General features: G+C 56.8%; 21 protein-coding genes and 2 tRNA genes. 15 read left to right on the top strand and 8 right to left on the bottom strand.

What is annotated here, in order from left to right; all coding sequences use genetic code 11:
* Window positions 1–5: 5 nt before the first annotated feature.
* Window positions 6–1517 carry an anthranilate synthase component I gene (trpE, locus tag AC2FH2_RS17995; protein ID WP_496824696.1) on the top strand — a complete coding sequence of 504 codons (1512 nt, stop codon included), beginning with the start codon at window positions 6–8 and terminating at the stop codon, window positions 1515–1517.
* Between the two features lie 50 nt (window positions 1518–1567).
* On the opposite strand, the gene AC2FH2_RS18000 is transcribed toward trpE, so the two are convergent.
* Window positions 1568–2959 carry a divergent polysaccharide deacetylase family protein gene (locus AC2FH2_RS18000; RefSeq protein WP_142633615.1) on the bottom strand — a complete coding sequence of 464 codons (1392 nt, stop codon included), beginning with the start codon at window positions 2957–2959 and terminating at the stop codon, window positions 1568–1570.
* A gap of 193 nt (window positions 2960–3152) precedes the next feature.
* On the opposite strand from AC2FH2_RS18000, the gene AC2FH2_RS18005 reads away from it, so the two are divergent.
* From AC2FH2_RS18005 to lexA, 6 genes are all read left to right on the top strand, one after another.
* A complete protein-coding gene (locus AC2FH2_RS18005; RefSeq protein WP_142633613.1) occupies window positions 3153–3734 on the top strand; it encodes an anthranilate synthase component II in 582 nt (193 codons plus the stop codon).
* Window positions 3731–4750 (top strand): anthranilate phosphoribosyltransferase, encoded by a 1020-nt coding sequence (trpD, locus tag AC2FH2_RS18010; RefSeq protein WP_142633610.1) that lies wholly within the window; start codon window positions 3731–3733, stop codon window positions 4748–4750. The genes AC2FH2_RS18005 and trpD overlap by 4 nt, the downstream gene beginning before the upstream one ends.
* Window positions 4747–5559, top strand: a complete 813-nt coding sequence (trpC, locus tag AC2FH2_RS18015; RefSeq protein WP_281972044.1) for an indole-3-glycerol phosphate synthase TrpC — start codon at window positions 4747–4749, stop codon at window positions 5557–5559. Before trpD ends, trpC begins: the two co-directional genes overlap by 4 nt.
* Complete coding sequence (moaC, locus tag AC2FH2_RS18020; protein WP_142633607.1) at window positions 5559–6032, top strand: cyclic pyranopterin monophosphate synthase MoaC; 474 nt, start codon at window positions 5559–5561, stop codon at window positions 6030–6032. The genes trpC and moaC overlap by 1 nt, the downstream gene beginning before the upstream one ends.
* Window positions 6029–7201 carry a molybdopterin molybdotransferase MoeA gene (locus AC2FH2_RS18025; RefSeq protein ID WP_496824699.1) on the top strand — a complete coding sequence of 391 codons (1173 nt, stop codon included), beginning with the start codon at window positions 6029–6031 and terminating at the stop codon, window positions 7199–7201. Before moaC ends, AC2FH2_RS18025 begins: the two co-directional genes overlap by 4 nt.
* A 77-nt stretch (window positions 7202–7278) precedes the next feature.
* Window positions 7279–7977, top strand: coding sequence for a transcriptional repressor LexA (gene lexA, locus AC2FH2_RS18030; protein WP_142633603.1), 699 nt, complete (start codon window positions 7279–7281; stop codon window positions 7975–7977).
* Window positions 7978–7980: 3 nt separating this feature from the next.
* Here the strand turns inward: lexA and AC2FH2_RS18035 are convergent, their stop codons facing one another.
* Window positions 7981–9996 (bottom strand): ComEC/Rec2 family competence protein, encoded by a 2016-nt coding sequence (locus AC2FH2_RS18035; RefSeq protein ID WP_496824701.1) that lies wholly within the window; start codon window positions 9994–9996, stop codon window positions 7981–7983.
* A 78-nt stretch (window positions 9997–10074) separates the two neighbouring features.
* On the opposite strand from AC2FH2_RS18035, the gene gltX reads away from it, so the two are divergent.
* Together gltX and gltA are read left to right on the top strand one after the other, a co-directional pair.
* Complete coding sequence (gltX, locus tag AC2FH2_RS18040; protein WP_496824703.1) at window positions 10075–11475, top strand: glutamate--tRNA ligase; 1401 nt, start codon at window positions 10075–10077, stop codon at window positions 11473–11475.
* A 121-nt stretch (window positions 11476–11596) separates the two neighbouring features.
* Window positions 11597–12892 carry a citrate synthase gene (gene gltA / locus AC2FH2_RS18045; protein WP_281972039.1) on the top strand — a complete coding sequence of 432 codons (1296 nt, stop codon included), beginning with the start codon at window positions 11597–11599 and terminating at the stop codon, window positions 12890–12892.
* Between the two features lie 53 nt (window positions 12893–12945).
* On the opposite strand, the gene AC2FH2_RS18050 is transcribed toward gltA, so the two are convergent.
* Window positions 12946–14031, bottom strand: coding sequence for a PA0069 family radical SAM protein (locus AC2FH2_RS18050; protein WP_496824705.1), 1086 nt, complete (start codon window positions 14029–14031; stop codon window positions 12946–12948).
* Between the two features lie 280 nt (window positions 14032–14311).
* Here AC2FH2_RS18050 and AC2FH2_RS18055 point away from each other — a divergent pair, with 280 nt between their 5' ends.
* A complete protein-coding gene (locus tag AC2FH2_RS18055) occupies window positions 14312–15010 on the top strand; it encodes a corrinoid protein (protein WP_271947279.1) in 699 nt (232 codons plus the stop codon).
* Between the two features lie 154 nt (window positions 15011–15164).
* A complete protein-coding gene (locus tag AC2FH2_RS18060; protein WP_496691185.1) occupies window positions 15165–15827 on the top strand; it encodes a DUF1638 domain-containing protein in 663 nt (220 codons plus the stop codon).
* Here AC2FH2_RS18060 and AC2FH2_RS18065 read toward each other — a convergent pair.
* Window positions 15824–16234 (bottom strand): SufE family protein, encoded by a 411-nt coding sequence (locus AC2FH2_RS18065; protein WP_142633588.1) that lies wholly within the window; start codon window positions 16232–16234, stop codon window positions 15824–15826. The two genes, AC2FH2_RS18060 and AC2FH2_RS18065, sit on opposite strands and share 4 nt — an antisense overlap.
* 140 nt (window positions 16235–16374) lie before the next feature.
* On the opposite strand from AC2FH2_RS18065, the gene AC2FH2_RS18070 reads away from it, so the two are divergent.
* Window positions 16375–16899 (top strand): hypothetical protein, encoded by a 525-nt coding sequence (locus AC2FH2_RS18070; RefSeq protein ID WP_271947285.1) that lies wholly within the window; start codon window positions 16375–16377, stop codon window positions 16897–16899.
* Window positions 16900–16905: 6 nt separating this feature from the next.
* On the opposite strand, the gene rnd is transcribed toward AC2FH2_RS18070, so the two are convergent.
* From rnd to purM, 3 genes are all read right to left on the bottom strand, one after another.
* A complete protein-coding gene (gene rnd, locus AC2FH2_RS18075) occupies window positions 16906–18063 on the bottom strand; it encodes a ribonuclease D (protein WP_496824708.1) in 1158 nt (385 codons plus the stop codon).
* Window positions 18064–18176: 113 nt separating this feature from the next.
* Complete coding sequence (gene purN / locus AC2FH2_RS18080; protein ID WP_142633582.1) at window positions 18177–18773, bottom strand: phosphoribosylglycinamide formyltransferase; 597 nt, start codon at window positions 18771–18773, stop codon at window positions 18177–18179.
* Entirely contained in the window at window positions 18770–19816 is a 1047-nt protein-coding gene (purM, locus tag AC2FH2_RS18085) for a phosphoribosylformylglycinamidine cyclo-ligase (protein WP_496675783.1), read from the bottom strand. Before purM ends, purN begins: the two co-directional genes overlap by 4 nt.
* A 107-nt stretch (window positions 19817–19923) precedes the next feature.
* Here purM and AC2FH2_RS18090 point away from each other — a divergent pair.
* Window positions 19924–20000: transfer RNA gene (locus AC2FH2_RS18090), tRNA-Ile, on the top strand.
* Window positions 20001–20245: 245 nt separating this feature from the next.
* Here the strand turns inward: AC2FH2_RS18090 and AC2FH2_RS18095 are convergent.
* Window positions 20246–21565 (bottom strand): ATP-binding protein, encoded by a 1320-nt coding sequence (locus AC2FH2_RS18095; protein ID WP_142633580.1) that lies wholly within the window; start codon window positions 21563–21565, stop codon window positions 20246–20248.
* A 44-nt stretch (window positions 21566–21609) separates the two neighbouring features.
* Here AC2FH2_RS18095 and AC2FH2_RS18100 point away from each other — a divergent pair, with 44 nt between their 5' ends.
* Together AC2FH2_RS18100 and AC2FH2_RS18105 are read left to right on the top strand one after the other, a co-directional pair.
* A complete protein-coding gene (locus tag AC2FH2_RS18100; protein ID WP_142633579.1) occupies window positions 21610–22524 on the top strand; it encodes an MBL fold metallo-hydrolase in 915 nt (304 codons plus the stop codon).
* A gap of 88 nt (window positions 22525–22612) precedes the next feature.
* Window positions 22613–22669: transfer RNA gene (locus AC2FH2_RS18105), tRNA-Asn, on the top strand.

Here is a 22669-nt window from a genome sequence, read left to right on the forward strand (position 1 = left end):
CGAATATGGCCCTGACCCCCGAGTTTGACAGCTTCGCCCGTGCTTATGAGGCCGGCGAGAACCAGGTCGTTTACACCCGTCTGGCAGCCGATCTTGATACGCCTGTCTCCTTGATGCTGAAACTGACCGGCGCGCAAAAAGACGCCTTTATGCTCGAGTCGGTAACTGGTGGCGAGGTCCGCGGACGGTATTCGATCATCGGTATGAAACCCGACCTGATCTGGCGCTGTCGCGCTGAAACCTCGGAACTGAACCGCTCGGCCCGGTTCGACCCGGACGCTTTCACGGCGCAGGATGGCGATCCGATGGACAACCTTCGGACGCTTCTGGCCGAAAGCCGGATTGAGCTGCCTGACGACCTTCCACAAGCTGCGGCGGGACTATTTGGCTATCTCGGTTATGACATGGTGCGCTTGGTCGAGCATCTGCCGAACATCAACCCCGACCCTCTGGGCCTGCCGGATGCTGTCATGCTGCGTCCTTCTGTCGTCGCGGTTCTGGATGGTGTGAAGGGCGAAGTCACGGTCGTTTCCCCCGCCTGGGTCAGCGATGGCCAGTCAGCCAAGGCTGCGTATGCCCAGGCCGCCGAGCGCGTCATGGACGCAGTGCGCGATCTGGAGCGGGCGATGCCTGCTGAAACACGTGACCTTGGCGATGCGTACGAAGTCGCTCCACCCGTCTCGAATTTTACCAAGTCCGGCTATCTGGAAGCAGTCGAGAAAGCCAAGGAATACATTCGAGCTGGCGATATCTTTCAGGTAGTGCCAGCGCAACGCTGGACGCAGGATTTCCCGCTGCCTCCATTTGCGCTGTACCGGTCGCTTCGGCGAACAAACCCGTCGCCCTTCATGTTCTATTTTAACTTTGGCGGGTTTCAGGTGATCGGCGCCAGCCCGGAAATCCTGGTGCGCGTGTTTGGCAATGAAGTCACCATACGACCCATCGCCGGGACGCGCCCACGTGGAGCGACCCCGGAAGAGGACAAAGCTTACGAAATTGAGTTGCTGGCCGACAAGAAAGAACTGGCCGAACATCTGATGCTGTTGGATCTAGGCCGCAACGACACCGGGCGGGTTTCAAAGATCGGAACGGTGCGCCCGACCGAAGAGTTCATCATTGAACGGTACAGCCATGTTATGCACATCGTTTCAAACGTTGTGGGTGAGCTGGCCGAGGGTAAAGATGCGCTGGACGCCTTTTTTGCGGGAATGCCCGCGGGGACTGTCTCGGGCGCGCCCAAGGTACGAGCCATGGAAATCATTGATGAGCTTGAGCCGGAAAAACGCGGTGTCTACGGCGGCGGCGTCGGCTATTTCAGTGCCGGCGGAGACATGGACATGTGTATCGCCCTGCGAACGGCCATCGTTCAGGATCAAAAGCTATATATTCAGGCCGGTGGTGGCGTTGTGTATGATAGCGATCCAGAGGCTGAATTCATGGAAACCGTCCACAAGTCCAACGCCATCAGACGCGCTGCGGCTGACGCGGCCCGATTTACGCTGTCCAGCAAGAATTGATAAAGGCAGCCCGTCTGGGCTGCCTGTTTCGGGGAAGGATGTGATCGGGCTTATTGCGCCCCTTGCATCATCACCGCCGAAATAGGCGCCATTGCTACGCGGCCTCCGCGATCTTCCAGCCCCCAAAGCAGCAAGGCGGATATGGTATCCGGGCGCAACCGGCCCAACATGACAACGGTGCCCTCCTGCCCGGCCCGGAACGCAGCCTGGTCCAGAAAACGTCGCATGATTTTTGCATCCTGCCGCGCGCCGTCGATATCTCTGAAAATTACCGCAGACGGGATTCCATTACGGGAGGCCAACTTCTGTACCGTGTTGAGCCCGTTATCCTGAGTGATCAGTCCTCGACCCGTTCCACCGGCGATGGCGGCGACCTGATCTGCCAGTTTCCGGTTACCCTGGATGCCGGATCCATCACCTTCAAGAATTCCTACAGTCTCGGGCAACGCTTCTAGCCACACCGAAAGCGATACCTCAGCATCCTGTGCGCTGGCCGCCTTGGGCAGGTCAGCAGTGACCATCACTTCGAACCCGGCCGCCCGATGTCGAGCCATTTTCTCAGCTGCATCGGGGTCTGATGGGCGCACCGCAAACGTAAGCGGATATGGGAAATCCTGAAGCGCTTCGGCGCCATATGCACCTTCATCGTCAATCAGAATAATCGACATGAGGGGTTTGGAATCCGGATTGTCAAACTTCTCTGCGAAGGCCTCGATCGGTTTACCTACAGGAACCTCTTCCTGCGGATCTTGGGCTGCTTCATCATCTCGTTCAGTCAAAGGCACTACACGACGCCCGATAGTGGTATTTCCCGACGAGTTGTCCTCTGCGCCGATCTGCGGAACCGAGGCGATACGCGGTAGCGGCTGACTGGGCAGCGTGTCCTCGTCCCCTTCCACTGCGATTGGGCTATCCTCCGGATTCACCTCCAGCTCGATTGATTCCGAAGGCGAGACTTCGGGCAAGGGCTCGGCAAGAGCAACCTGATCAGCCGGTGGCTCAGGGGCATCTTCTGCGGCATCTGGGCTGAGGTCGGCAAGCGGCGCAGGCTGAACGGGGACAGGCATTCGCGGAACGACCGGGGCCTCACTCGAAATGCTTACGGAATCCGCCTCGCTGGGCGTCGGCGCTTCGACCGGAACGCTTACGTCATTCACTACCGGCTGGCTGTCCGGGGCGTTCTCAGCTTCGGATAAACCGGCCAGAGAATCCTCTTCTTCGACTTCATTCTCGGGCGTCTGCGCAGGGAGTTTGAGCAGATCGGCATCTGCACCCGCCTCAGCGACAACCTCGGAGCTCTCCGAAGTCTGCACCGGTGCAGGTTCTGGTGCGACTGTCGCTATGGACGGCTTTTTCGACAGCGGCGCGTTGAGCGATAAGACTGCCCCCAGCACCACAACGACAACTGCGCCTGCGATCATTCCGCCGACAAATCCGCCCATAATATTTGCCTCTCGCCTTAGTCCTGCTGCCTTGCCCTTGCACCATCTGTTGTGGCACCTGCCTGCAGGACCGCCAAGTTCGGGATGCACCCTTGACGCTGCCCCACAAGCCTGAGCATGTATGTGCCAACACTATACCGTGGCCTTGGGTTGCATCGCCAGCCCGAAATGCCCAACACGAGACAAGAGCCAAATGCTGCTGCTGATCGACAACTACGACTCATTTACCTACAACCTCGTACATTATTTAGGCGAACTTGGCTCGGAAATGGTCATTCGAAGGAATGACGCGCTGGACGTGCAAGAAGCGATGGCCATGAACCCCGCTGGCATCCTGCTCAGCCCTGGCCCTTGCGACCCTGACCGGGCAGGCATTTGCCTTGCCCTGACCGAGGCAGCCGCCGAAACACGGACGCCTTTGTTGGGTGTCTGCCTTGGCCATCAGACCATAGGTCAGGTTTTCGGTGGGAAAGTCACGCGTTGCCATGAGATTGTGCATGGCAAAATGGGAACAATGCACCACACCGGTAAAGGTGTGTTCGCCGGCCTGCCCACGCCGTTTGAGGCGACGCGCTATCATTCGCTGATTGTGGATCGCGATACCCTGCCCGATTGCCTGGAGATTACGGCGGAATTGGAAGATGGCACCATAATGGGCCTCCAGCACCGCGAACTGCCCATTCATGGCGTACAGTTCCACCCGGAATCCATCGCTTCTGAGCACGGCCACGCGTTGCTCAAGAATTTCCTGTCCGAGATGAAAGTTCCCGCATGAGCGACGCCCTGAAACCGCTGATCGGAGTTGCCGCCGACCGCCCCCTGACACGCGCCGAAGCGGAAGAAGCCTTTGGGATCCTGTTTGACGGCGCCGCAACACCCAGCCAAATCGGCGGACTTTTGATGGCCATGCGCACACGCGGTGAGACCGTCGATGAATATGCCGCCGCCGCTGCCGTGATGCGTGCAAAATGCAATGCAGTTCAGGCACCAGCTGGCGCGATAGATATTGTGGGCACCGGCGGTGACGGCAAGGGAACGCTGAATATCTCGACAGCGACCGCCTTTGTGGTTGCAGGTGCCGGTGTCACCGTGGCCAAACACGGCAACCGGAACCTGAGTTCTAAATCCGGAGCCGCAGATGCGCTAGGTCAGCTGGGTATCAACGTTATGGTCGGCCCGCAAACCGTTGAAAATGCACTGCAAGATGTCGGCATCGGATTCATGATGGCCCCTATGCATCACCCGGCGATTGCGCATGTCATGCCCACCCGGCAAGAGCTTGGGACACGGACGATCTTTAACATTCTCGGTCCGCTGACCAATCCGGCAGGCGTCAAGCGGCAGTTGACCGGAGCCTTTAGCCGAGAGTTGATCCGCCCGATGGCCGAAACGTTGGGCCTGCTTGGGTCCGAACGCGCATGGCTGGTGCACGGATCGGACGGCACAGACGAATTGACCATCACGGGTATCAGTTGGATTGCGGCCCTCGAAGACGGCACAATTAAAGAGGTCGAGCTTCACCCAGAAGATGCAGGGCTGCCGGTACATCCCTTCGAGGACATTCTCGGCGGAACCCCCGAGGAAAACGCAGTAGCCTTCCGAGCTCTTCTAGACGGCGAGGCCTCCGCCTATCGCGATGCGGTATTGTTGAATGCCGCAGCTGCCCTGGTCGTCGCAGAGGCCGCTGCTGATCTGCGCGAAGGTGTCGCAAAAGCCGCTGAAAGTATCGACAGCGGAAAAGCCAAAGACAAGATCGCGGCCCTGGCCCGCATTACTCAGGAGGCCGCATGACCGAAACGGTTCTGGACAAAATCAAAGCTTACAAGCTCGAAGAGGTCGCTTCGGACAAGGCCAATAAGTCTCTGGAAGCTGTTGAAAACGAAGCAAGATCAGCCTCTGAACCACGCGGATTCGCATCAGCCTTGCAAATGGCTGTACGTACTGGGTACGGGCTGATTGCAGAAGTCAAAAAAGCCAGCCCCTCCAAAGGTCTGATCCGCGCTGACTTTGATCCACCAGCACTTGCACAGGCTTACGAAGAAGGTGGCGCTGCCTGCCTTTCCGTGTTGACCGACACGCCCAGCTTTCAGGGTGCCAAAGAGTTTCTGGTTCAGGCACGCGCAGCCTGTTCTTTGCCGGTTCTACGCAAAGATTTCATGTACGATCCCTATCAGGTGGCCGAAGCCCGCGCTCTTGGGGCGGATTGTATTCTGATCATCATGGCATCGGTTGATGACAGCCAGGCGTCTGAGTTGGAACAGACCGCCTTTGACTGGGGCATGGACGTTCTGATTGAAGTTCATGATGAAGCCGAGCTGGAACGTGCAACGCAGCTCAAAAGCCCGTTGATTGGGATAAACAACCGTAATCTCAAGACCTTCGAGACCACTCTTGATACGACACGCCGCCTGTCAAAACTAGTTCCCGCTGACCGGACCATCGTTTGCGAAAGCGGGTTGAGCACTCCAGCAGACTTGGCCGATATCGCCCGTTTCGGTGCGCGTTGTTTTCTAATTGGCGAGAGCCTGATGCGTCAGGATGACGTCGCAGAAGCGACACACGATCTGCTGTCGCGTCCGCTCAGCCCGGGTGTGATGTGATGCCGCTGACTCACTTTGATGCCCAGGGACAGGCTCATATGGTCGATGTGTCGAACAAGCCCATCACGGATCGTGTCGCCGTCGCAGCGGCTCATATCACGATGGCACAAGATACGTTCGACTTGATCGCAGAAGGTCGCGCCAAAAAAGGTGACGTCTTGGGGGTTGCACGTCTGGCCGGTATCATGGGGGCAAAGAAGACACCCGATCTGATCCCGCTATGTCACCCACTGCCAGTGACCAAAGTTACCGTAGACCTGACACTGGACCCAGAATTACCCGGCATACAGGTACAGGCAACCGTCAAGACATCTGGTCAAACCGGCGTGGAAATGGAGGCGCTGACAGCAGCCTCAACTGCCGCACTGACCATATACGACATGGCCAAAGCCGTCGATAAGGCAATGGAAATTGGCGGCATTCGCGTCTTGCTAAAAGATGGTGGTAAATCAGGTCGTTACGAGGCGAAATGATAACCGTTGAAAGCGCCCGGGCGCAGCTATTCGATCTTGTAAACACCCTCCCCTCCGAGCCGGCTCCCTTGATGGATGCGGCGGGTAGAGTACTGGCCGAGGATGTAGCAGCCACACGCGATCAGCCGCCATTCGCTTCGTCTTCGATGGATGGCTACGCGGTAAAATCGACCGAGGTAGAGCCGCACACCATGTTCAAAGTCATTGGCGAGGCTGCGGCCGGTCGGCGATTTGACGGTCAGGTTGGACCCGGACAGGCGGTTCGGATCTTCACTGGCGCCCCTATTCCTGAAGGTGCAGATTTTGTTGTCATTCAAGAGGATGTTGATCGCCGAGGTGACCTAATCACCATTTCTGATCTGCCGGGCCCTAAATCCAACATTCGTCCAAAAGGCGTCGATTTCGAAATTGGCGCCAAGATTACGGCTCCACGTCGTTTGCGCCCCGAGGATCTGGCGCTTTTGGCGGCGATGAATATCCCCATGGTGCCGGTTGCACGTAAACCCGTGGTCGCGCTGATCGCAACCGGGGATGAATTGATCATGCCCGGCGAAACACCGGGACCGGATCAGATAATCGCCTCAAACACCTATGGTATCAAAGCGTTGTTAGAGAATGTTGGAGCGCATGTTCGGGTTCTGCCTATCGCCTCTGACACGGTTTCGTCCCTTGAGACCGCCTTTGCTCTAGCAACCGACGTTGATTTGGTGGTTACGATCGGCGGTGCCTCGGTTGGGGATTATGATCTTGTCTCTCAGGTCTCCACCGCACTGGGGTTGGAGCGGAGTTTTTACAAAATCCGCATGCGCCCCGGCAAACCGCTGATGGCCGGTCGCTTGGGCGATAGCGTGATGGTTGGACTTCCGGGTAATCCGGTCAGCGCAATGGTTTGCAGCTATCTGTTTCTTGCCCCGATGATCCGTAAGATGCTGGGCCTGGAACAGGTTCTGACCCCGCTTCAAAGCGCCAATTTAACCGAGGCAATCCCCGCGAATGGGCCGCGAGAGCATTACATGCGTGCCATCGTGACCGCGGACGGGATAAAAGCCTGCCAAAACCAGGACAGCTCTCTGCTCAGCGTCCTCGCCGAAGCAAACGCGCTTTTGGTTCGGCAACCCAATGACCCGGCACGCCTGGCCGGAGACGAAGTGATGTTCCTTCCGATCTGAAACCGCGCAAAACCATTGACACAAAACGTGAACATGCGTAGAACAAAAGAAAACGTATGAGCGACGAGGTGTGAGCAATGCTGACCAAGAAGCAGTTGGATTTGTTGGAGTTCATCCATAAACGCGTTCAGGCGGATGGCGTCCCCCCAAGTTTCGATGAAATGAAAGCTGCGCTGGACCTGCGGTCCAAATCCGGCATCCATCGGTTGATCACAGCGCTTGAAGAACGCGGCTTTATCCGTCGTCTGGCCCATCGTGCCCGGGCCATCGAAATCGTCAAACTTCCTGAAAGCCTGGGAGGAGAGCCTACAGTCGCTTTCAAGCCCCGTGTTATCGAAGGTGACAAACCCGAAGGCAGACGCCCCGCGAATTTCGAACCAGTGACCGTTGACGCAATGGAATTGCCGGTCATGGGACGCATCGCAGCAGGTGTTCCGATCGAGGCGATCAGCCATGTCTCGCACCGCGTTGCCGTTCCCGGGAGCATGGTTTCCGGCAGAGGTGAGCATTACGCGCTTGAGGTGCGTGGCGACTCGATGATTGACGCTGGAATCAACGACGGTGATGTGGTCGTCATCCGCGAAACCTCCGCGGCTGATAATGGCGATATCGTTGTCGCTCTGGTCGAAGATCAGGAAGCAACGCTCAAACGGTTCTTTCGGAGAGGTCAGGCGATAGCGCTTGAGGCTGCGAACCCGGCCTATGAAACGCGTGTACTGCCTGAAGATAAGGTCAAGGTTCAGGGCCGTTTGGTTGGGCTGATCCGAAGCTATTGATCTTTAGCTGTCTGGCGACCACAGCCTTTTGCCTATGACTTCGGCACTGGTCATTACGTTTCCGATGGACAGTGCAATACTTCCTGTCTTGTTCAGCAACTCGGGATCAATCACCATACAGGTGCCGGACAGCTGGACCGGAACAGCAGAGATAACGATTTGGTCATCTCCACATTCGCTGAATTCGCGCGCAGATCGTTTGCCGGTGAGGTGAATCAGCTCTTTGCCCTGCCAGAAATATCTTTGCGACAGATCTTTCCCATCGGGCCAGCGATTTGCGGCAGTTTTCTGGCTCGCGCCGTCTCCGTCGTTTTCAAGCCATACGGTTGCAATAAATTTGCTGCCCTTTTCCTTACTCAGCGCGCGCCCCTGATCAGTCATCACACCAACCAACCCACCGGAGTCTGCGACCAAAACTTCCGGACGGTTACCCTGCCCCCAAAGCGCAATCGCCACCATGCAAGGTGCGACGCCGACCCACCTTGCCCCACCGCGCCACAAGGCGATCCAGAGCGCGCCCAATGCAAATATGGGCAAGACGTAGGACGGTGGACTGACCACATAACCTTGCGCACCTTCCAGTCCCGAGATCCAGTCTGAAACCGCCAGAATCCATTCCAACCCAGCCCCCATGACCGCCAGCCCAAACCACTCAAGCCCGAATGGCGCCAGGATTGCGGCAATAACGGCCGCAGGAACCACGACGGTTCCCATCACCGGGACCGACAGCATATTCGCAACGAGCCCATAGTGAGACAGTGAGTTGAAATGCGCCGCCCCAATCGGTGCGGTGGCAAGCCCCGCTATGGCAGATGACATCAACACCCCGATAATGGGCCGTAGCCATTTTGGCCCGAAAGCAGAACCGAAACCGCGTAAGGCTCCGAAAACGGCCACCAGTGCCGTTGTTGCAGCAAAGGACATCTGAAAACCGGGGCTTAACAGAGATTCTGGTCGCAACGACAGCACGATAAGGGCAGCGACGGCCACCGCGCGTAGCGAAATTGACCTTCTGTCGATCAAAATGGCCCCCAGCATTACGCTGACCATGATAAAGGCCCGCTCTGTTGCGACATTCCCGCCAGACAGCAATAGATAAACAACCGCCGCGACCAAGGCGCAAACCGCTGCAAGCTTGCGGACCGGAAGTCTAAGAGCGAGCACCGGGACAGCAGAAAGCGTGACCCTGAAGATCAGATAAACAAAACCTGTCAACAACCCCATATGCAATCCGGATATCGCCAACAGATGAGCCAGATTAGATGCCCGTAGATTGTTCAGCGTTTCCTGACCCATTCCGCTGCGATCACCCGTCGTGACAGCCGCGGCGAAACCTCCGACCTCTCCAGGCAGCAATGCGCGCACATGTTCAGAGATCGCCATCCTCCACGCCGTGATGCGGAGATTGGTCCTGTCCGGCGGGGCAACCGACAACACCGGTACGCGCGTGTATCCGACTGCCCCTAAACGTTGAAACCATGCGTGGCGACGGAAATCGAAACCGCCGGGCTCTACCGGCCCCTGAGGCGGCGACAGATGACCTGTTGTCATGATCCTTTGCCCAGGAACCAGCACGACATCCCCACCATGCAGGGAAAGTCGGACGCGCCGCGGTCGTCGATCCAAGGGCACGTCCCCTAATCGCACCCGATCGAGCGTCACCCGCAGCGCATCCGACGCAGAGCGGTCTATGGCGACAACACGTCCCTCGACCGGGCCATAGTACCGCCAAGACAGAACCGGCTCTGCCACCGTATGGGCACGTGCGCCGGCCAGGATAAACCCGGCAGCGATCAGCGTCCCCCCGATTGCCAACGAAGCCCAGCCAGACCGCGATTTCCGGGCCATCCCCATAGCCGCAACAATCACCGCGCTGAAACAAACGTAAATCTGCCACCCCGGCTCGAACCGGAGCGCGAAATACAGGCCGATGCCAATGGCCAAGCACACTGGTGACCACTGAAACAAATAGCCTGTCTGGTTCAGCAATGCGGTCTCGACCCGTGCCAGAACACGCATGGTTGCCCCCGTCCTTCGGGCTCGTTAGACAGGCGCCAAGTTAAGCCCGACACGGTTACCAAAAGGTTAATCCACACTATGTCCGATCAGGTCGTCACCCGTTTTGCACCTTCACCCACTGGTTTTCTTCACATCGGTGGCGCGCGCACTGCATTGTTCAACTGGCTCTTTGCTCGGGGACGTGGTGGCAAGTTCTTGTTGCGGATTGAAGACACGGACCGCGAACGCTCAACGCCAGAGGCTACTGCAGCAATTCTTCAGGGGATGTCCTGGTTGGGCCTGGACCATGATGGCGATGTGATCAGCCAATTCGAAGGCGCCCCGCGTCATGCTGAAGTGGCACATCAGCTGCTGGCGGACGGCAAAGCCTACAAATGTTTTTCGACCCAGGACGAGATCACAGCCTTTCGCGAACAGGCGCGTGCAGAGGGAAAATCGACGCTGTTCCAGAGCCCCTGGCGCGACGCTGACCCTTCGACCCAACCTGACGCCCCATATGCGATCCGCATAAAGGCACCGCGGGACGGGGTCACCGTGATCCGCGATCAGGTTCAGGGCGACGTGACAATCCGCAACGATCAGTTGGACGACATGATCCTGCTGCGCTCGGACGGAACACCGGTTTATATGCTGGCGGTTGTTGTGGATGATCACGACATGGGTGTGACCCATGTTATCCGGGGCGACGATCACCTGAACAATGCCGCACGCCAGATGATGATCTATGAAGCCATGGGTTGGGATGTTCCGGTCTGGGCACATATTCCGCTGATTCATGGTCCGGACGGCAAGAAACTATCCAAACGTCACGGAGCTTTGGGTGCCCAAGAATATCAGGCGATGGGGTACCCGGCCGCGGGTATGCGCAACTATCTAGCCCGTCTCGGCTGGAGCCATGGGGATGACGAATTCTTTACAGATGAGCAGGCGAAAGAGTGGTTCGATCTGGCTGGAATCGGTAAAAGCCCTGCACGGTTCGATCTGAAAAAGCTCGAGAATCTATGTGGTCAGCATATTCCAATCACTGACGATGCCGCGTTGCGGCAGGAAATTCAGGGATACCTGGCGGCGGCGGGACTGCCCGCTCTCACCAATGCACAATCAGGTGATCTGGAACGTGCGATGTATTGCCTCAAGGATCGGGCCCGCACATTCCCGGAACTCCTTGAAAAAGCGCATTTTGTGCTGACGTCACGCCCGATTAAACCTGATGAGAAGGCTGCAAAGGCGCTGTCCTCTGTATCCGACGGTATACTGAGTGAATTGACGCCGCACGTGCAAAATGCTAGCTGGACCCGGAACGAACTGGAGAGTGCCCTGAACTCGTTTGCAGAAGCGAAAGGGCTAAAGTTTGGCAAGCTGGCAGGGCCGTTGCGCGCTGCATTGGCTGGTCGGGCTGTAACGCCTTCGGTTTTTGATATGATGCTTGTGCTTGGGCGGGATGAAACCCTGGCACGGCTCTCCGACGCAGCGACATAACCAAAGGTTTCACATTTGGGTAACGCTGCTCCGCTAACACCCGGGCTGCGCCCCTGTGCGCAACCGTTGCCCGCCGAAACGGACGACGATCCGTTTCACGTATGAATGAGGAAGGGACATTATGACCGACAGCAATAAATCAGCCACTTTGACCGTACATGGTAAAACATACGAGTTGCCGGTTCATTCGCCTACCGTGGGACCTGATGTAATCGACATCCGCAAGCTGTACAGCGAAGCGGATGTGTTCACCTATGACCCCGGCTTCACCTCGACAGCCAGCTGCGACAGCACCATCACCTATATCGACGGCGAAAAAGGTGAACTGCTGCACCGTGGCTATCCGATCGACCAGTTGGCCGAGAAATCGCATTTCCTCGAAGTGTGCTACCTGTTGCTTTATGGAGAGCTGCCGGCGGCCAAGGAACTGGAAAAGTTTGAAACCACGATCACCCGCCACACCATGCTGCACGAACAGATGCAGTATTTCTATCGTGGCTTCCGCCGTGATGCGCATCCGATGGCGATCATGGTTGGTGTCGTGGGCGCGATGTCTGCGTTCTATCACGATTCGACCGATGTTTCGGACCCGCATCAGCGTGAGGTCGCATCCCATCGTCTGATCGCCAAGATGCCGACCATCGCTGCCTGGGCTTACAAGTATCACACCGGTCAGCCCTTCGTGTACCCGCGCAACGATCTGGATTATGCTTCAAACTTCCTGCGCATGTGCTTCAGCGTCCCTGCCGAGGAATATGAGGTGAACCCAATCCTCAGCCGCGCGATGGACCGCATCTTTACTCTACACGCGGATCACGAACAGAATGCCTCGACTTCGACTGTGCGTTTGGCCTCGTCCTCGGGGGCGAACCCGTTTGCGTGTATTGCCGCTGGTATCGCGTGTCTTTGGGGCCCTGCCCATGGCGGCGCAAACCAGGCCTGCCTTGAAATGCTGGAAGAAATTGGCACGGTTGACCGTATCCCGGAATATATCGCCCGCGCCAAAGACAAGGCTGATCCGTTCCGCCTGATGGGCTTTGGTCACCGCGTCTATAAGAACTTTGACCCGCGCGCCAAGGTTATGAAGCAATCCGCCGACGAAGTGTTGGATCTGCTGGGGATTGAGGACAATCCCAAGCTGCAAGTCGCCAAGGCGCTGGAAAAACAGGCACTGGAAGATCCGTATTTCTCCGAAAAGAAACTGTTCCCGAACGTGGACTTCTATTCGGGAATCATCCTCGAGGCGATGGGTTTCCCGACGTCGATGTTCACCCCGATTTTCGCACTGTCGCGCACCGTTGGCTGGGTCAGTCAGTGGAAAGAGATGATCGCAGATCCACAGAACAAAATCGGCCGCCCGCGCCAGCTCTATCTGGGCGAAACCAGTCGCGATTACGTGGACATCGAAAAACGCTGATTTCGATTCCCAACAAACCAAACAGCCCCGGACCAGAATCCGGGGCTGATTTGTTAGAACAGCGTCAACTGGTCCCCGGCTTGGGGCGGGATATCGAACAAATCGCACCGCAGCTTCGGGGTACGCGTTGCAAGGCCCAGTCGCTTTACAGCCAGTGAAAACCGTTTAGCCACCATCTCGGCATATTCGCCCTCACCGCGCATTCGGTGGCCCCAACGCGGATCATAGTCCCGGCCCCCGTGCATTTGCCGAAGCTTGGACATGACTTTTTCGGCGCGCGTTGGCTCTTGCTCTTGCAGCCAGGTTTGCCAAAGTTCCGAAACTTCGCGCGGCAACCGCAGCATAATCCAGCTTGCTGCATCCGCCCCGGCATCCCTGCCCGCCTCTAACAGGCTTTCCATCTCATGATCTGTCAAACCGGGAATTGAAGGAGAGGTCATGACCCGCACCGGAACCCCCGCTTCGGTCAGCCTGCGAATGATTTTCAGGCGCCGATTTGGCGCGGGTGCCCGTGGCTCCATTCGGCGCGATAAATCCGCATCCAACGTGGTCAGAGATATCCCGACCCGAACTAAACCCTGTTCCGCCATCTTTGCGAGCAGATCGAGATCACGTTCGATCAATGCCCCCTTGGTCACAATCGCAACCGGATGGCGAAACTCTGTAAGCACCGACAAACAAGACCTTGTGATTCCCAGGTTTTTTTCAACAGGCTGATAAGGGTCTGTATTGGTTCCAATCGCAATCGGCGCAACACTGTAACCTTTCGCAGAAAGCTCTTTGCGAAGAAGCTCGGCCGCATTGGGTCGGGCAATCAAGCGCGTCTCAAAATCCAGCCCCGGCGACAGACCCAGATAGGCGTGGCTGGGCCGTGCAAAGCAATAGATGCAGCCGTGCTCGCACCCCCGATAGGGGTTGATCGAACGATCAAATGGCAAGTCGGGGGAGCGGTTATAAGTGATTATGCTGCGTGCCGTCTCGTGCCTGACTTCAGTCCGCAACGGAGGAAGATCGTCATCATACCCCCAGCCGTCATCGCAGGGGATTGTGTCAAACCGTTCGAATCTGCCTGCCGTATTTTCCGTGGCTGCTCGCCCCTTGGCAATGGCCGAAGGAAGGTTTGTTCTACTTTTGTTCATGCTATTTGGTATATGGAATATCGACCGGTCCGGCAAGCGGCACATTTACCTTGCTGAGGCATCATCAGAACCCCAATCAGGCCCTGAACAATTGGTGCATTTGAACGAATTGCAGGATGTTCATGTGTAAAATGACGTCGAGATAACGACAAATTTGGCCTATAGGTCGGTCTCGGAACTGCCAAGGTCGCAATCGTCACAGTAGTATTACGGCGAAATGGCCAAAACGGAAAAAATGCCACCACGGGCGCAAGGCCCGAACAGCTCAGGGAAACGCCCCATGTCCGATGAAGAAGACATCGTCCTGTCCGAACTGAACGACGACGAACTGGTCGAACAGATGTTCGATGACCTTTACGACGGTCTGAAAGAAGAAATCGAAGAAGGTGTGAACATCCTGCTGGAGCGCGGATGGACACCTTATGACATCCTGACGAAAGCACTGGTCGGCGGCATGACGGTCGTGGGCCACGACTTCCGTGACGGCATTCTGTTCGTACCCGAGGTCTTGCTGGCCGCAAACGCAATGAAGGGCGGCATGTTTATCCTCAAGCCGCTGCTGGCCGAAACCGGCGCACCGCGCGTTGGTAAAATGGTGATCGGCACTGTTAAAGGCGACATTCACGACATTGGCAAAAACCTGGTGTCAATGATGATGGAAGGCGCCGGATTCGAGGTTGTTGATATCGGCATCAACAACCCCGTCGAAAACTATCTGGAAGCGCTTGATACCGAACAGCCCGATATTCTGGGCATGTCGGCCCTGCTGACGACGACCATGCCATATATGAAAGTCGTGATCGACACACTAATCGAACAGGGTCGGCGCGACGACTATATCGTTCTGGTTGGCGGCGCGCCCCTGAACGAAGAGTTCGGCAAGGCGATCGGTGCTGATGCCTATTGCCGTGACGCGGCCGTAGCTGTTGAGACGGCAAAGGATTTTGTCTCGCGCAAGCACAATCAGCTGGCGGGTTGATCGACATCTAAACCATTTCAGGGCCGTCCGGTTTTCGGGCGGCCTTTTTCATTTATTCACCCTACCCTGATCCGAAGCCGACATTATGTGTCGAATACGGGCTTGCCAGCCGCCGAATAAGCCGATTTTCTAGATAACGAGAAAGAGGCGCGAAATGACTCAGGACCAACTTCCCGACGACGCCAGCCTGACAACGCAGGGCTATTCAGACCATCACGGCGCAGGGCGAATTCTGTTATTGGCCTGCGGTGCGCTGGCGCGGGAAATCCTGGACCTAAAGCGTCGTAATGGCTGGGATCATATGGAACTGACCTGCTTGCCCGCCATCTTGCACATCCACCCGGAACGGATCACGCAGGCGGTGGAAGAGGCCGTTGCCAAACACCGCGACCAATACGATAAAGTTTATGTCGTCTACGCAGATTGCGGCACCGGTGGCCTGTTGCAGAAAGCCTGCGGGGAGATGGGCGTGGAGATGATTAAAGGGCCCCACTGCTATTCTTTCTTCGAGGGGAACCAGGTCTTTGAAAATCGCGGCGAGGATGAAACTACAGCGTTCTACCTAACAGATTTTCTGGCACGTCAATTCGATGCCTTCGTCTGGAAGCCGCTGGGGCTGGATCGGCACCCCGAGCTTAGGGAAATGTATTTCGGCAACTACACGAAACTGGTTTATCAGGCACAGACTGATGATGCGGTTCTGACCGAACGGGCCAAGGAGTGCGCAGACCGAATGGGCCTGGCTTTCGAGCGCCGTTTTACCGGTTATGGTGATCTGCAATCCACGCTGAGCGACTGGGCCAACCGCCCGCTTTAGGCGGCCTCTATCGCGACCTCGCGGATACGGTCGATCATCGCCCTCAAACCGTTAGATCGTTGCGCGGAAAGATGATCGTTTAACCCCAGCCGCGCCAGTTCGCCTCCTGCGTCAACCTGCGGGACTTCTTGAACCGGCAGGCCGTTATATAGGGATCGCAGAACCGCAATCAGCCCCCTCACGATCAGAGCATCACTGTCGCCGTCAAAATGAAAGGTCCCTCCCTCGACACTGGGATGCAGCCAGACCTGGCTGGCGCAACCATGGACTTTGGTTGCAGGCACCTTCAACGCATCATCCAATGGCGCCATCGCTTTCCCCTGCTCGATGACATGGCGGTACCGGTCTTCCCAGTCCTCCAGGAATTCGAAATCTTCGACGATTTCTTCAAAAGCAGGTGTCGCCATCTCGGGGCTGTCCTCTCATTGGGTTCACATTTTTTGAACTATGATCCTGACCAGCATCTGTCCAGCCCCCCACGTGGCTTTTCAAACCCGGAAAAGTGCGATAACTCATTGCCATATAGACTGCTCTGGGTGTTGTGACGATGAAGAAATCACTGTCTGTTCTTTTGGCTGCTGCCTTGACCCTGTCGGCTTGCAGCGCTTGGCGTGATTCTCGGGTCAACCCGACAAACTGGTTTGGGTCCAGTACTCCGGCACCCTCTGAAGTCTCGGTGAACGATGCAAATGCGCTGGTTCCCCAGACAGACGATGGTGTTGGCCTGTTTTCCAAGAAGCCACCCGAGGATAAGAGCTTCCCGATCGCCAAGATCGAAGAATTGCGGATCGATCCAATTCCGAATGGAGCTATCGTTTACACGACTGGGATTGCTGCAAGGCAGGGTGCATATAATGCGCGGCTTGTTCGTGTTGAAAGCGAAGAGAATGCAAAAAACGGCATTCTCGAATTCACGTTCCGTGTCGACTACCCGTCATATGCGACAAGCCAGGGGACCGAACGGTCCCGAAGGGTATCCAATGCAATCAATATCAGCCGAGACGAGCTTGCAAACATTCGGCTGGTCCGTGTCAAAGGGGAACAAAATGCCCTGGAATCCCGCCGCAGATAATTCCTGCTAAAGCTCTACGACCGTGACGGTCTGCCCTTTAGCTGCCAGGGCGATTTTGCCATCGCACAGTTTCAGGGCATCTTCGCCGAATACCTCGTACCGCCAACCGGACATTGCAGGTAATTCCCGTTCACCGGCTGCGATCTGATCCAGTTCGGAACTGGTAGCAATCAGTTTGGCGGCCACGCCCGAGCTTTCCGTTTTTGATTTCAGCAGCACCCGCAATAGGTCGGCAAGCGCAGGATTTACCTTCAACTTGTCACGGCTGGTATCAATCTTGGGCAATTTTTCTGGTGGGCAATTAACACCCTTTTTGACGGCGGCCAGAATCCCATCCGCAATGACCCCTTTGCGGGCCTCGCGCAGCAGCAGGCGCGATCCACCCAAATCTGAGAAAGATTTCGGCTTGGTCGATGCCAGTTCGATCAGCGCGTCATCTTTGAACACACGGCTGCGCGGTACGTTGTTTTCCTGCGCATAGGCTTCGCGGAACTCGGCCAACTCGCGAACAACGGCCAGAAACTTGGCCGAGTTCGTCCGGGTTTTGATACGCTTCCACGCGTTTTCGGGCTGGATCTCATAGGTGCCGGATTGCGTCAGCGTGCGCAGCTCTTCGGCGACCCAATGGCTGCGCTTGGTTTTCGTCAGCTCGGCCGCCAGATATTCATAGATTTTCCGCAGATGCGTTACATCCGCCAGCGCATAGGTCTTTTGCGCCTCGGACAGCGGGCGGCGTGACCAGTCGGTGAATCGAGAGGTCTTGTCCACGCCTTCCTTACAAATCTTGCGCACCAGGGTTTCATAGCCAACCTGCTCGCCAAATCCGCAGACCATAGCAGCGACCTGCGTGTCGAACAGAGGGTTGGGGAACACACCCGCCTCAACCCAGAAAATCTCAAGATCCTGACGGGCTGCGTGAAATACTTTGACCACGCTTTCATCGGCGAAGAGCTCGTACAAAGGCTCCAGAGTCATCCCTTCGGCCAACGGGTCGACCAAAACGGCGCTGTCTTCGTCGGGCGACGGGACCGCCAGTTGAAGCAGGCAAAGTTTTGAATAGTAGGTCCGTTCGCGCAGGAACTCGGTATCTACGGTTACGTAATCAAAGGCCGCAGCCGCTTTGCAGAAATCGGCCAGCTCTTGCGTCGTCGTGAGGGTTTTCATTCGTGGTGCTATTCTTGCTTTTGTTTTTAATCACCCGTCAGTCCTACACGTTTCCGGGCCGTCGGGCGAACCATAGGCCGAATGGCAACCGCGTGTAAATCACCCCGCGGGATTCACGGCAAAAGCACCGGCGTGCGGTCATTTCCGGCAAAGCGGCGCAATACGGCCGGATAAAGCCTGTGTTCGTAGGTCAGAACGCGCGCCGCCAAAGTCTCAGGAGTGTCTCCAGCTTCAATATTCAGGCGGGCTTGCCCCAAGATTGGGCCATCATCCAGCGCAGCGGTCACCTCATGAACCGAGCATCCATGCTCGATATCACCTGCTGCAATCGCACGGGCATGGGTGTTCAGACCCTTGTATTTTGGCAACAGTGACGGGTGGATGTTCAGCATCCGACCCTGAAAGCGCGAGACGAAATCACCGGTCAGCACCCGCATGAACCCGGCCAAACATACGATGTCCGGTTGTGCTTGCTCTAACGGTTTCAGCAGCTCGGCTTCGAAAGCCGCGCGGTCGCCTTTGAAGGGTCGGTGATCAACGGCTGCGGTTGCAATTCCCCGATCAGCTGCCTTTTTCAGCCCGCCTGCCCCGGCATCGTTCGACAGGACCAGACAGGGCCGCGCCGGATGGTCACCGGTCATGCTGTCGACCAGAGAGACCATATTCGACCCCCCGCCCGAGATCAGAATGGCGACGCGCTTATGGCTCACAGCAATTTGCCCGAATAGGCCACTCCTGCGGTGTCGGTCACGGTGCCAATCCGCGAAACCGTCTCACCAGCTTGGGCCAGCAGTGCCGACAGGTCGTCGGCCTGCTCTGCGCCGCAAACCACGATCATGCCGATGCCGCAGTTGAAAGTCTTGAGCATCTCGGATTCAGCAATACCGCCGGTTTCTGCCATCCAGCGGAATACGGGTGGCAAATCCCAGGAGTTCAAGTCGATCTGGGCACCCAGCCCTTCGGGCAGCACCCGTGGCAGGTTTTCGGTCAGGCCACCGCCGGTGATATGGGCGAGCGCATGCACCCCGCCTGTCCGGATCGCCTGTAGCGCAGGTTTCACGTAAAGGCGCGTCGGGGTCAGCAGTGCCTCGCCCAGCGATCCATCCCCAAAGGGCGATGCCGCATCCCAACCCAGGCCCGAGATCTCGACCAGCTTGCGCACTAGCGAATAGCCATTGGAATGCACCCCGTTTGAGGCCAGCCCAAGCAACACGTCACTCTTTTGAACATCTGCAGGAAGGTGTGCGCCGCGCTCCATCGCACCGACCGAAAACCCGGCCAAATCGAAATCACCATCGGGATACATGCCCGGCATCTCGGCAGTTTCACCACCGATCAATGCGCAATCCGATTGAACGCAGCCTTCGGCAATGCCCTCAATAATCCGTGCGGCGGTCTCGGTATCCAGTTTGCCTGTGGCGAAATAGTCGAGGAAGAAAAGTGGCTCAGCCCCCTGACAGATCAGATCGTTGACGCACATGGCCACAAGATCGATACCGACGCCATCGACCAGGCCTGTATCAATCGCGATCCGCAACTTGGTGCCAACACCGTCGGTGGCGCCGACAAGAATCGGGTCCCGATAACCTGCATCCTTCAGGTCGAACAATGCGCCGAACCCGCCCAGCCCGCTCATCACACCGGATCTGTTGGTCCGCTTGGCAGCAGGTTTTATCCGGTCGACCAGAGCATTCCCCGCATCAATATCAACGCCCGCATCCGCGTAGGTGATTCCGTTTTTGCCTGCTGTCATGGCCAACCTCTTTTGAATGGTTCCCGCGCGGGTTAGTCGATTGTTGGAGATGTTGCAACGGTCAGGCTTGACGCGGGCGTTCACCATGATAGGCAAAGCGCCTAGGCGGGCCTGTAGCTCAATTGGTTAGAGCAGAGCGCTCATAACGCTTTGGTTGGGGGTTCGAGTCCCTCCGGGCCTACCAAAATCCGCAAATTTCCCTTTAAAAACAACGCTCGACTGGCCCGAAAATAGAGAGAGATGCTCCACGACCTAACAATAGGTTGCGAGGCAAGTGCCCCACGGTTTCAGGACATATCTTCGATTCCCGCCCGGGATATCCCGGTAACTTTTCAGGCGCTTGAATCAGTTTATCGGTCACTGAACATCCGACAAGCCAAGATGAACTCACACCAGATTTGGCAGAGCAGAGGTCCGGTGCACGATGCTCTAGCGACCGATGATAATATCGGCACACAGACCGCCCAGATGTTCGCTTTTGCCCAATCGAAGCACGCCGCCATGGGCTCGGGCGACATCTGCCACAATGGCCAACCCTAGACCAACACCGCTGCCCCGATTCTGGTTGCGCGCCGGATCCAATCGCGAGAAAGGTTTGACCGCTTCGGTGCGCTGCTCGGGCGGAATACCCGGACCATCATCTTCGACGCGGATACGCAGCGATTTGGAAGAGACCGACAGGCTGATCTCAGCGCGATTTCCATACCTGACCGCATTCCCGATCAAATTCTCTACCGCGCGACGAATAGCCGTCGGGCGCAACATCGCGGTTCCTGCGCCATCAACCTTTACCAATTCGACCTTATGCCCTGCCCTGCACGCATCCTTGACGATCTGCCGAAGGAACCTCTCAGGGTCTACGGATTCCGGCGCCACTTCTGCCGCTCCTTTGGAAAAGTCCAAAAACGCGTCCAGCAATAGCTGCATTTCATCCACGTCCTGTTGCAATGGCGCTGCCTCACCTTCGGGCAACAAAGACAGCCCAAGCTTGAGACGCGTCAAAGGCGTTCGCAAATCGTGGCTGACACCGGACAGCATCATGGTGCGCTGCTCCATCTGACGCTCAATCCGGGCGCGCATATCCAGAAACGCACTGCCAGCCGCTCGCACCTCGATCGCGCCGCCTGGCGAATAAGGAACAACCCGCCCGCGTCCGAACGCCTGTGCAGCCTCGGCCAGACGGGTGATCGGTCGTAGCTGGTTGCGCATGTACAAAAACGAAATGGTTGTCATGATGATCGCAAAGAACAAGACGGTCACAATCAACTGATGCGGCGCGGTTGGGGACAATCGCCGACGGTCGAAAGTTAGCTGCAATACACCCAAATCCGTCTGCAGATACAATCGAGCCTCCTGCCCGCTTGGCAAGGCGACCGCTACAAGATCGGGAAGCAGGGCGCGCAACTCGGATTCGACTTGAGGTGCAATGAAATCATACCAGCGGCGATTCCCGATGACTGGCGTTTCGTTTATCCCGAGAAACCGCAGTTTCATATCAAGCGCGGCCAGATCGGGCCGAAGTTCGGCCACCGCCTGATGCTGCGTTTCAGAATGTTCTATCACATCCGTAACCAGCGTAACCTCACGCGATGCGGCACGAGTCATTTGCGCGGTGACATCTTCCAAGTGCTTTTGCAAAAAGGCGACACTGATCACCAGCAGCATCACCACCACCGGCAAAATGAGAATCAAAGCCGCCCGAGCATACAGGCTGCGCGGCATATAAAGTTTGAGCCATTGCGTCGTCATGGGTTAAACCTAACGGGCTGTTCAGACGAGAGAAAGAGTGCAGAATGCAAGCACCGGACGATTTCAATCCAATGCCAGGTCGAGATGACGAATTACAACCGGGCCTGAGGCGGATTCTTGCCCCCAACCCGTCTCCGATGACATATCGCGGCACCAATACATACTTGCTTGGCCAAACCGATCTTGCGGTGATTGACCCCGGCCCTGCCAATGCGGACCATCTGGATGCAATCCTGAACGCGGTTAAACCCGGACAACGGATCAGCCACATCATTGTCACACATTCTCATCTGGACCACTCTCCGCTTGCTGCACCGCTGGCCGAACGAACGCAAGCAAAGATCATTGCTTTCGGAGGCCCCGAAGCAGGCCGCAGTGAGGTGATGGCCGAATTGGCTACTCAGGGGCTCGCAGGCGGAGGTGAAGGGATCGACACGGCGTTCCGCCCGCATATCGAAGTCGAAGATGGAGATGTAATCGCCGCCGAAGGGTGGCAGTTGAATGTGATCCATACGCCCGGTCATCTTGGTAACCATATCGCGCTGGGTTGGGGGGATGTCTGCTTTACCGCCGATCATGTGATGGGTTGGGCCAGTTCACTGGTGTCACCACCTGATGGTGATCTGACCGATTTCATGGCGGCTTGCGAAAAGCTAGGGCAACATAACTGGTCCGTATTCCACGCAGGGCATGGCGCACCGATTAACGACCCTGCCAAAAGGCTCGATTGGTTGATCACCCACCGGCGCGCCCGGGAAAAACAGATTCTGTATGCTTTGGAAACCAGGCCAGGGACCGCCCGGGAATTGGCCGAGCGAATCTATACCGAAACCCCCGCCGCCCTGTTGCCCGCTGCCGAACGGAATGTATTCGCCCATCTCGTTGATCTTACGTGCCGATTTCTGGTTGCACCGCAGTCAAAGTTATCCGTCGGCGCGATCTTCGCCAGAACCCCATAGATGCCGAGGTAAATTTTTTTCCAAAACCGCGCTTCCCCTCTGGACGGCGAAATTTCGGGTTGCTATATGGCGCGAACCGTTCCGGCGTAGCTCAGCGGTAGAGCAGTTGACTGTTAATCAATTGGTCGTAGGTTCGATCCCTACC

This window comes from Ruegeria sp. YTSA105 (genome assembly GCF_059610225.1).

Excerpts from the sequence above, each read along its gene's own strand:
- lexA (WP_142633603.1), top strand. The coding sequence starts at position 7,279 with ATGCTGACCAAGAAGCAGTTGGATTTGTTGGAGTTCATCCATAAACGC.
- AC2FH2_RS18035 (WP_496824701.1), bottom strand. The coding sequence starts at position 9,996 with ATGCGTGTTCTGGCACGGGTCGAGACCGCATTGCTGAACCAGACAGGC.
- rnd (WP_496824708.1), bottom strand. The coding sequence starts at position 18,063 with ATGAAAACCCTCACGACGACGCAAGAGCTGGCCGATTTCTGCAAAGCG.
- AC2FH2_RS18055 (WP_271947279.1), top strand. The coding sequence starts at position 14,312 with ATGTCCGATGAAGAAGACATCGTCCTGTCCGAACTGAACGACGACGAA.
- moaC (WP_142633607.1), top strand. The coding sequence starts at position 5,559 with ATGCCGCTGACTCACTTTGATGCCCAGGGACAGGCTCATATGGTCGAT.
- trpE (WP_496824696.1), top strand. The coding sequence starts at position 6 with ATGGCCCTGACCCCCGAGTTTGACAGCTTCGCCCGTGCTTATGAGGCC.
- AC2FH2_RS18065 (WP_142633588.1), bottom strand. The coding sequence starts at position 16,234 with ATGGCGACACCTGCTTTTGAAGAAATCGTCGAAGATTTCGAATTCCTG.
- AC2FH2_RS18050 (WP_496824705.1), bottom strand. The coding sequence starts at position 14,031 with ATGAACAAAAGTAGAACAAACCTTCCTTCGGCCATTGCCAAGGGGCGA.
- AC2FH2_RS18095 (WP_142633580.1), bottom strand. The coding sequence starts at position 21,565 with ATGACGACGCAATGGCTCAAACTTTATATGCCGCGCAGCCTGTATGCT.
- AC2FH2_RS18025 (WP_496824699.1), top strand. The coding sequence starts at position 6,029 with ATGATAACCGTTGAAAGCGCCCGGGCGCAGCTATTCGATCTTGTAAAC.
- AC2FH2_RS18005 (WP_142633613.1), top strand. The coding sequence starts at position 3,153 with ATGCTGCTGCTGATCGACAACTACGACTCATTTACCTACAACCTCGTA.
- trpC (WP_281972044.1), top strand. The coding sequence starts at position 4,747 with ATGACCGAAACGGTTCTGGACAAAATCAAAGCTTACAAGCTCGAAGAG.
- trpD (WP_142633610.1), top strand. The coding sequence starts at position 3,731 with ATGAGCGACGCCCTGAAACCGCTGATCGGAGTTGCCGCCGACCGCCCC.
- AC2FH2_RS18000 (WP_142633615.1), bottom strand. The coding sequence starts at position 2,959 with ATGGGCGGATTTGTCGGCGGAATGATCGCAGGCGCAGTTGTCGTTGTG.
- purM (WP_496675783.1), bottom strand. The coding sequence starts at position 19,816 with ATGACAGCAGGCAAAAACGGAATCACCTACGCGGATGCGGGCGTTGAT.
- AC2FH2_RS18070 (WP_271947285.1), top strand. The coding sequence starts at position 16,375 with ATGAAGAAATCACTGTCTGTTCTTTTGGCTGCTGCCTTGACCCTGTCG.
- gltX (WP_496824703.1), top strand. The coding sequence starts at position 10,075 with ATGTCCGATCAGGTCGTCACCCGTTTTGCACCTTCACCCACTGGTTTT.
- AC2FH2_RS18060 (WP_496691185.1), top strand. The coding sequence starts at position 15,165 with ATGACTCAGGACCAACTTCCCGACGACGCCAGCCTGACAACGCAGGGC.
- AC2FH2_RS18100 (WP_142633579.1), top strand. The coding sequence starts at position 21,610 with ATGCAAGCACCGGACGATTTCAATCCAATGCCAGGTCGAGATGACGAA.
- gltA (WP_281972039.1), top strand. The coding sequence starts at position 11,597 with ATGACCGACAGCAATAAATCAGCCACTTTGACCGTACATGGTAAAACA.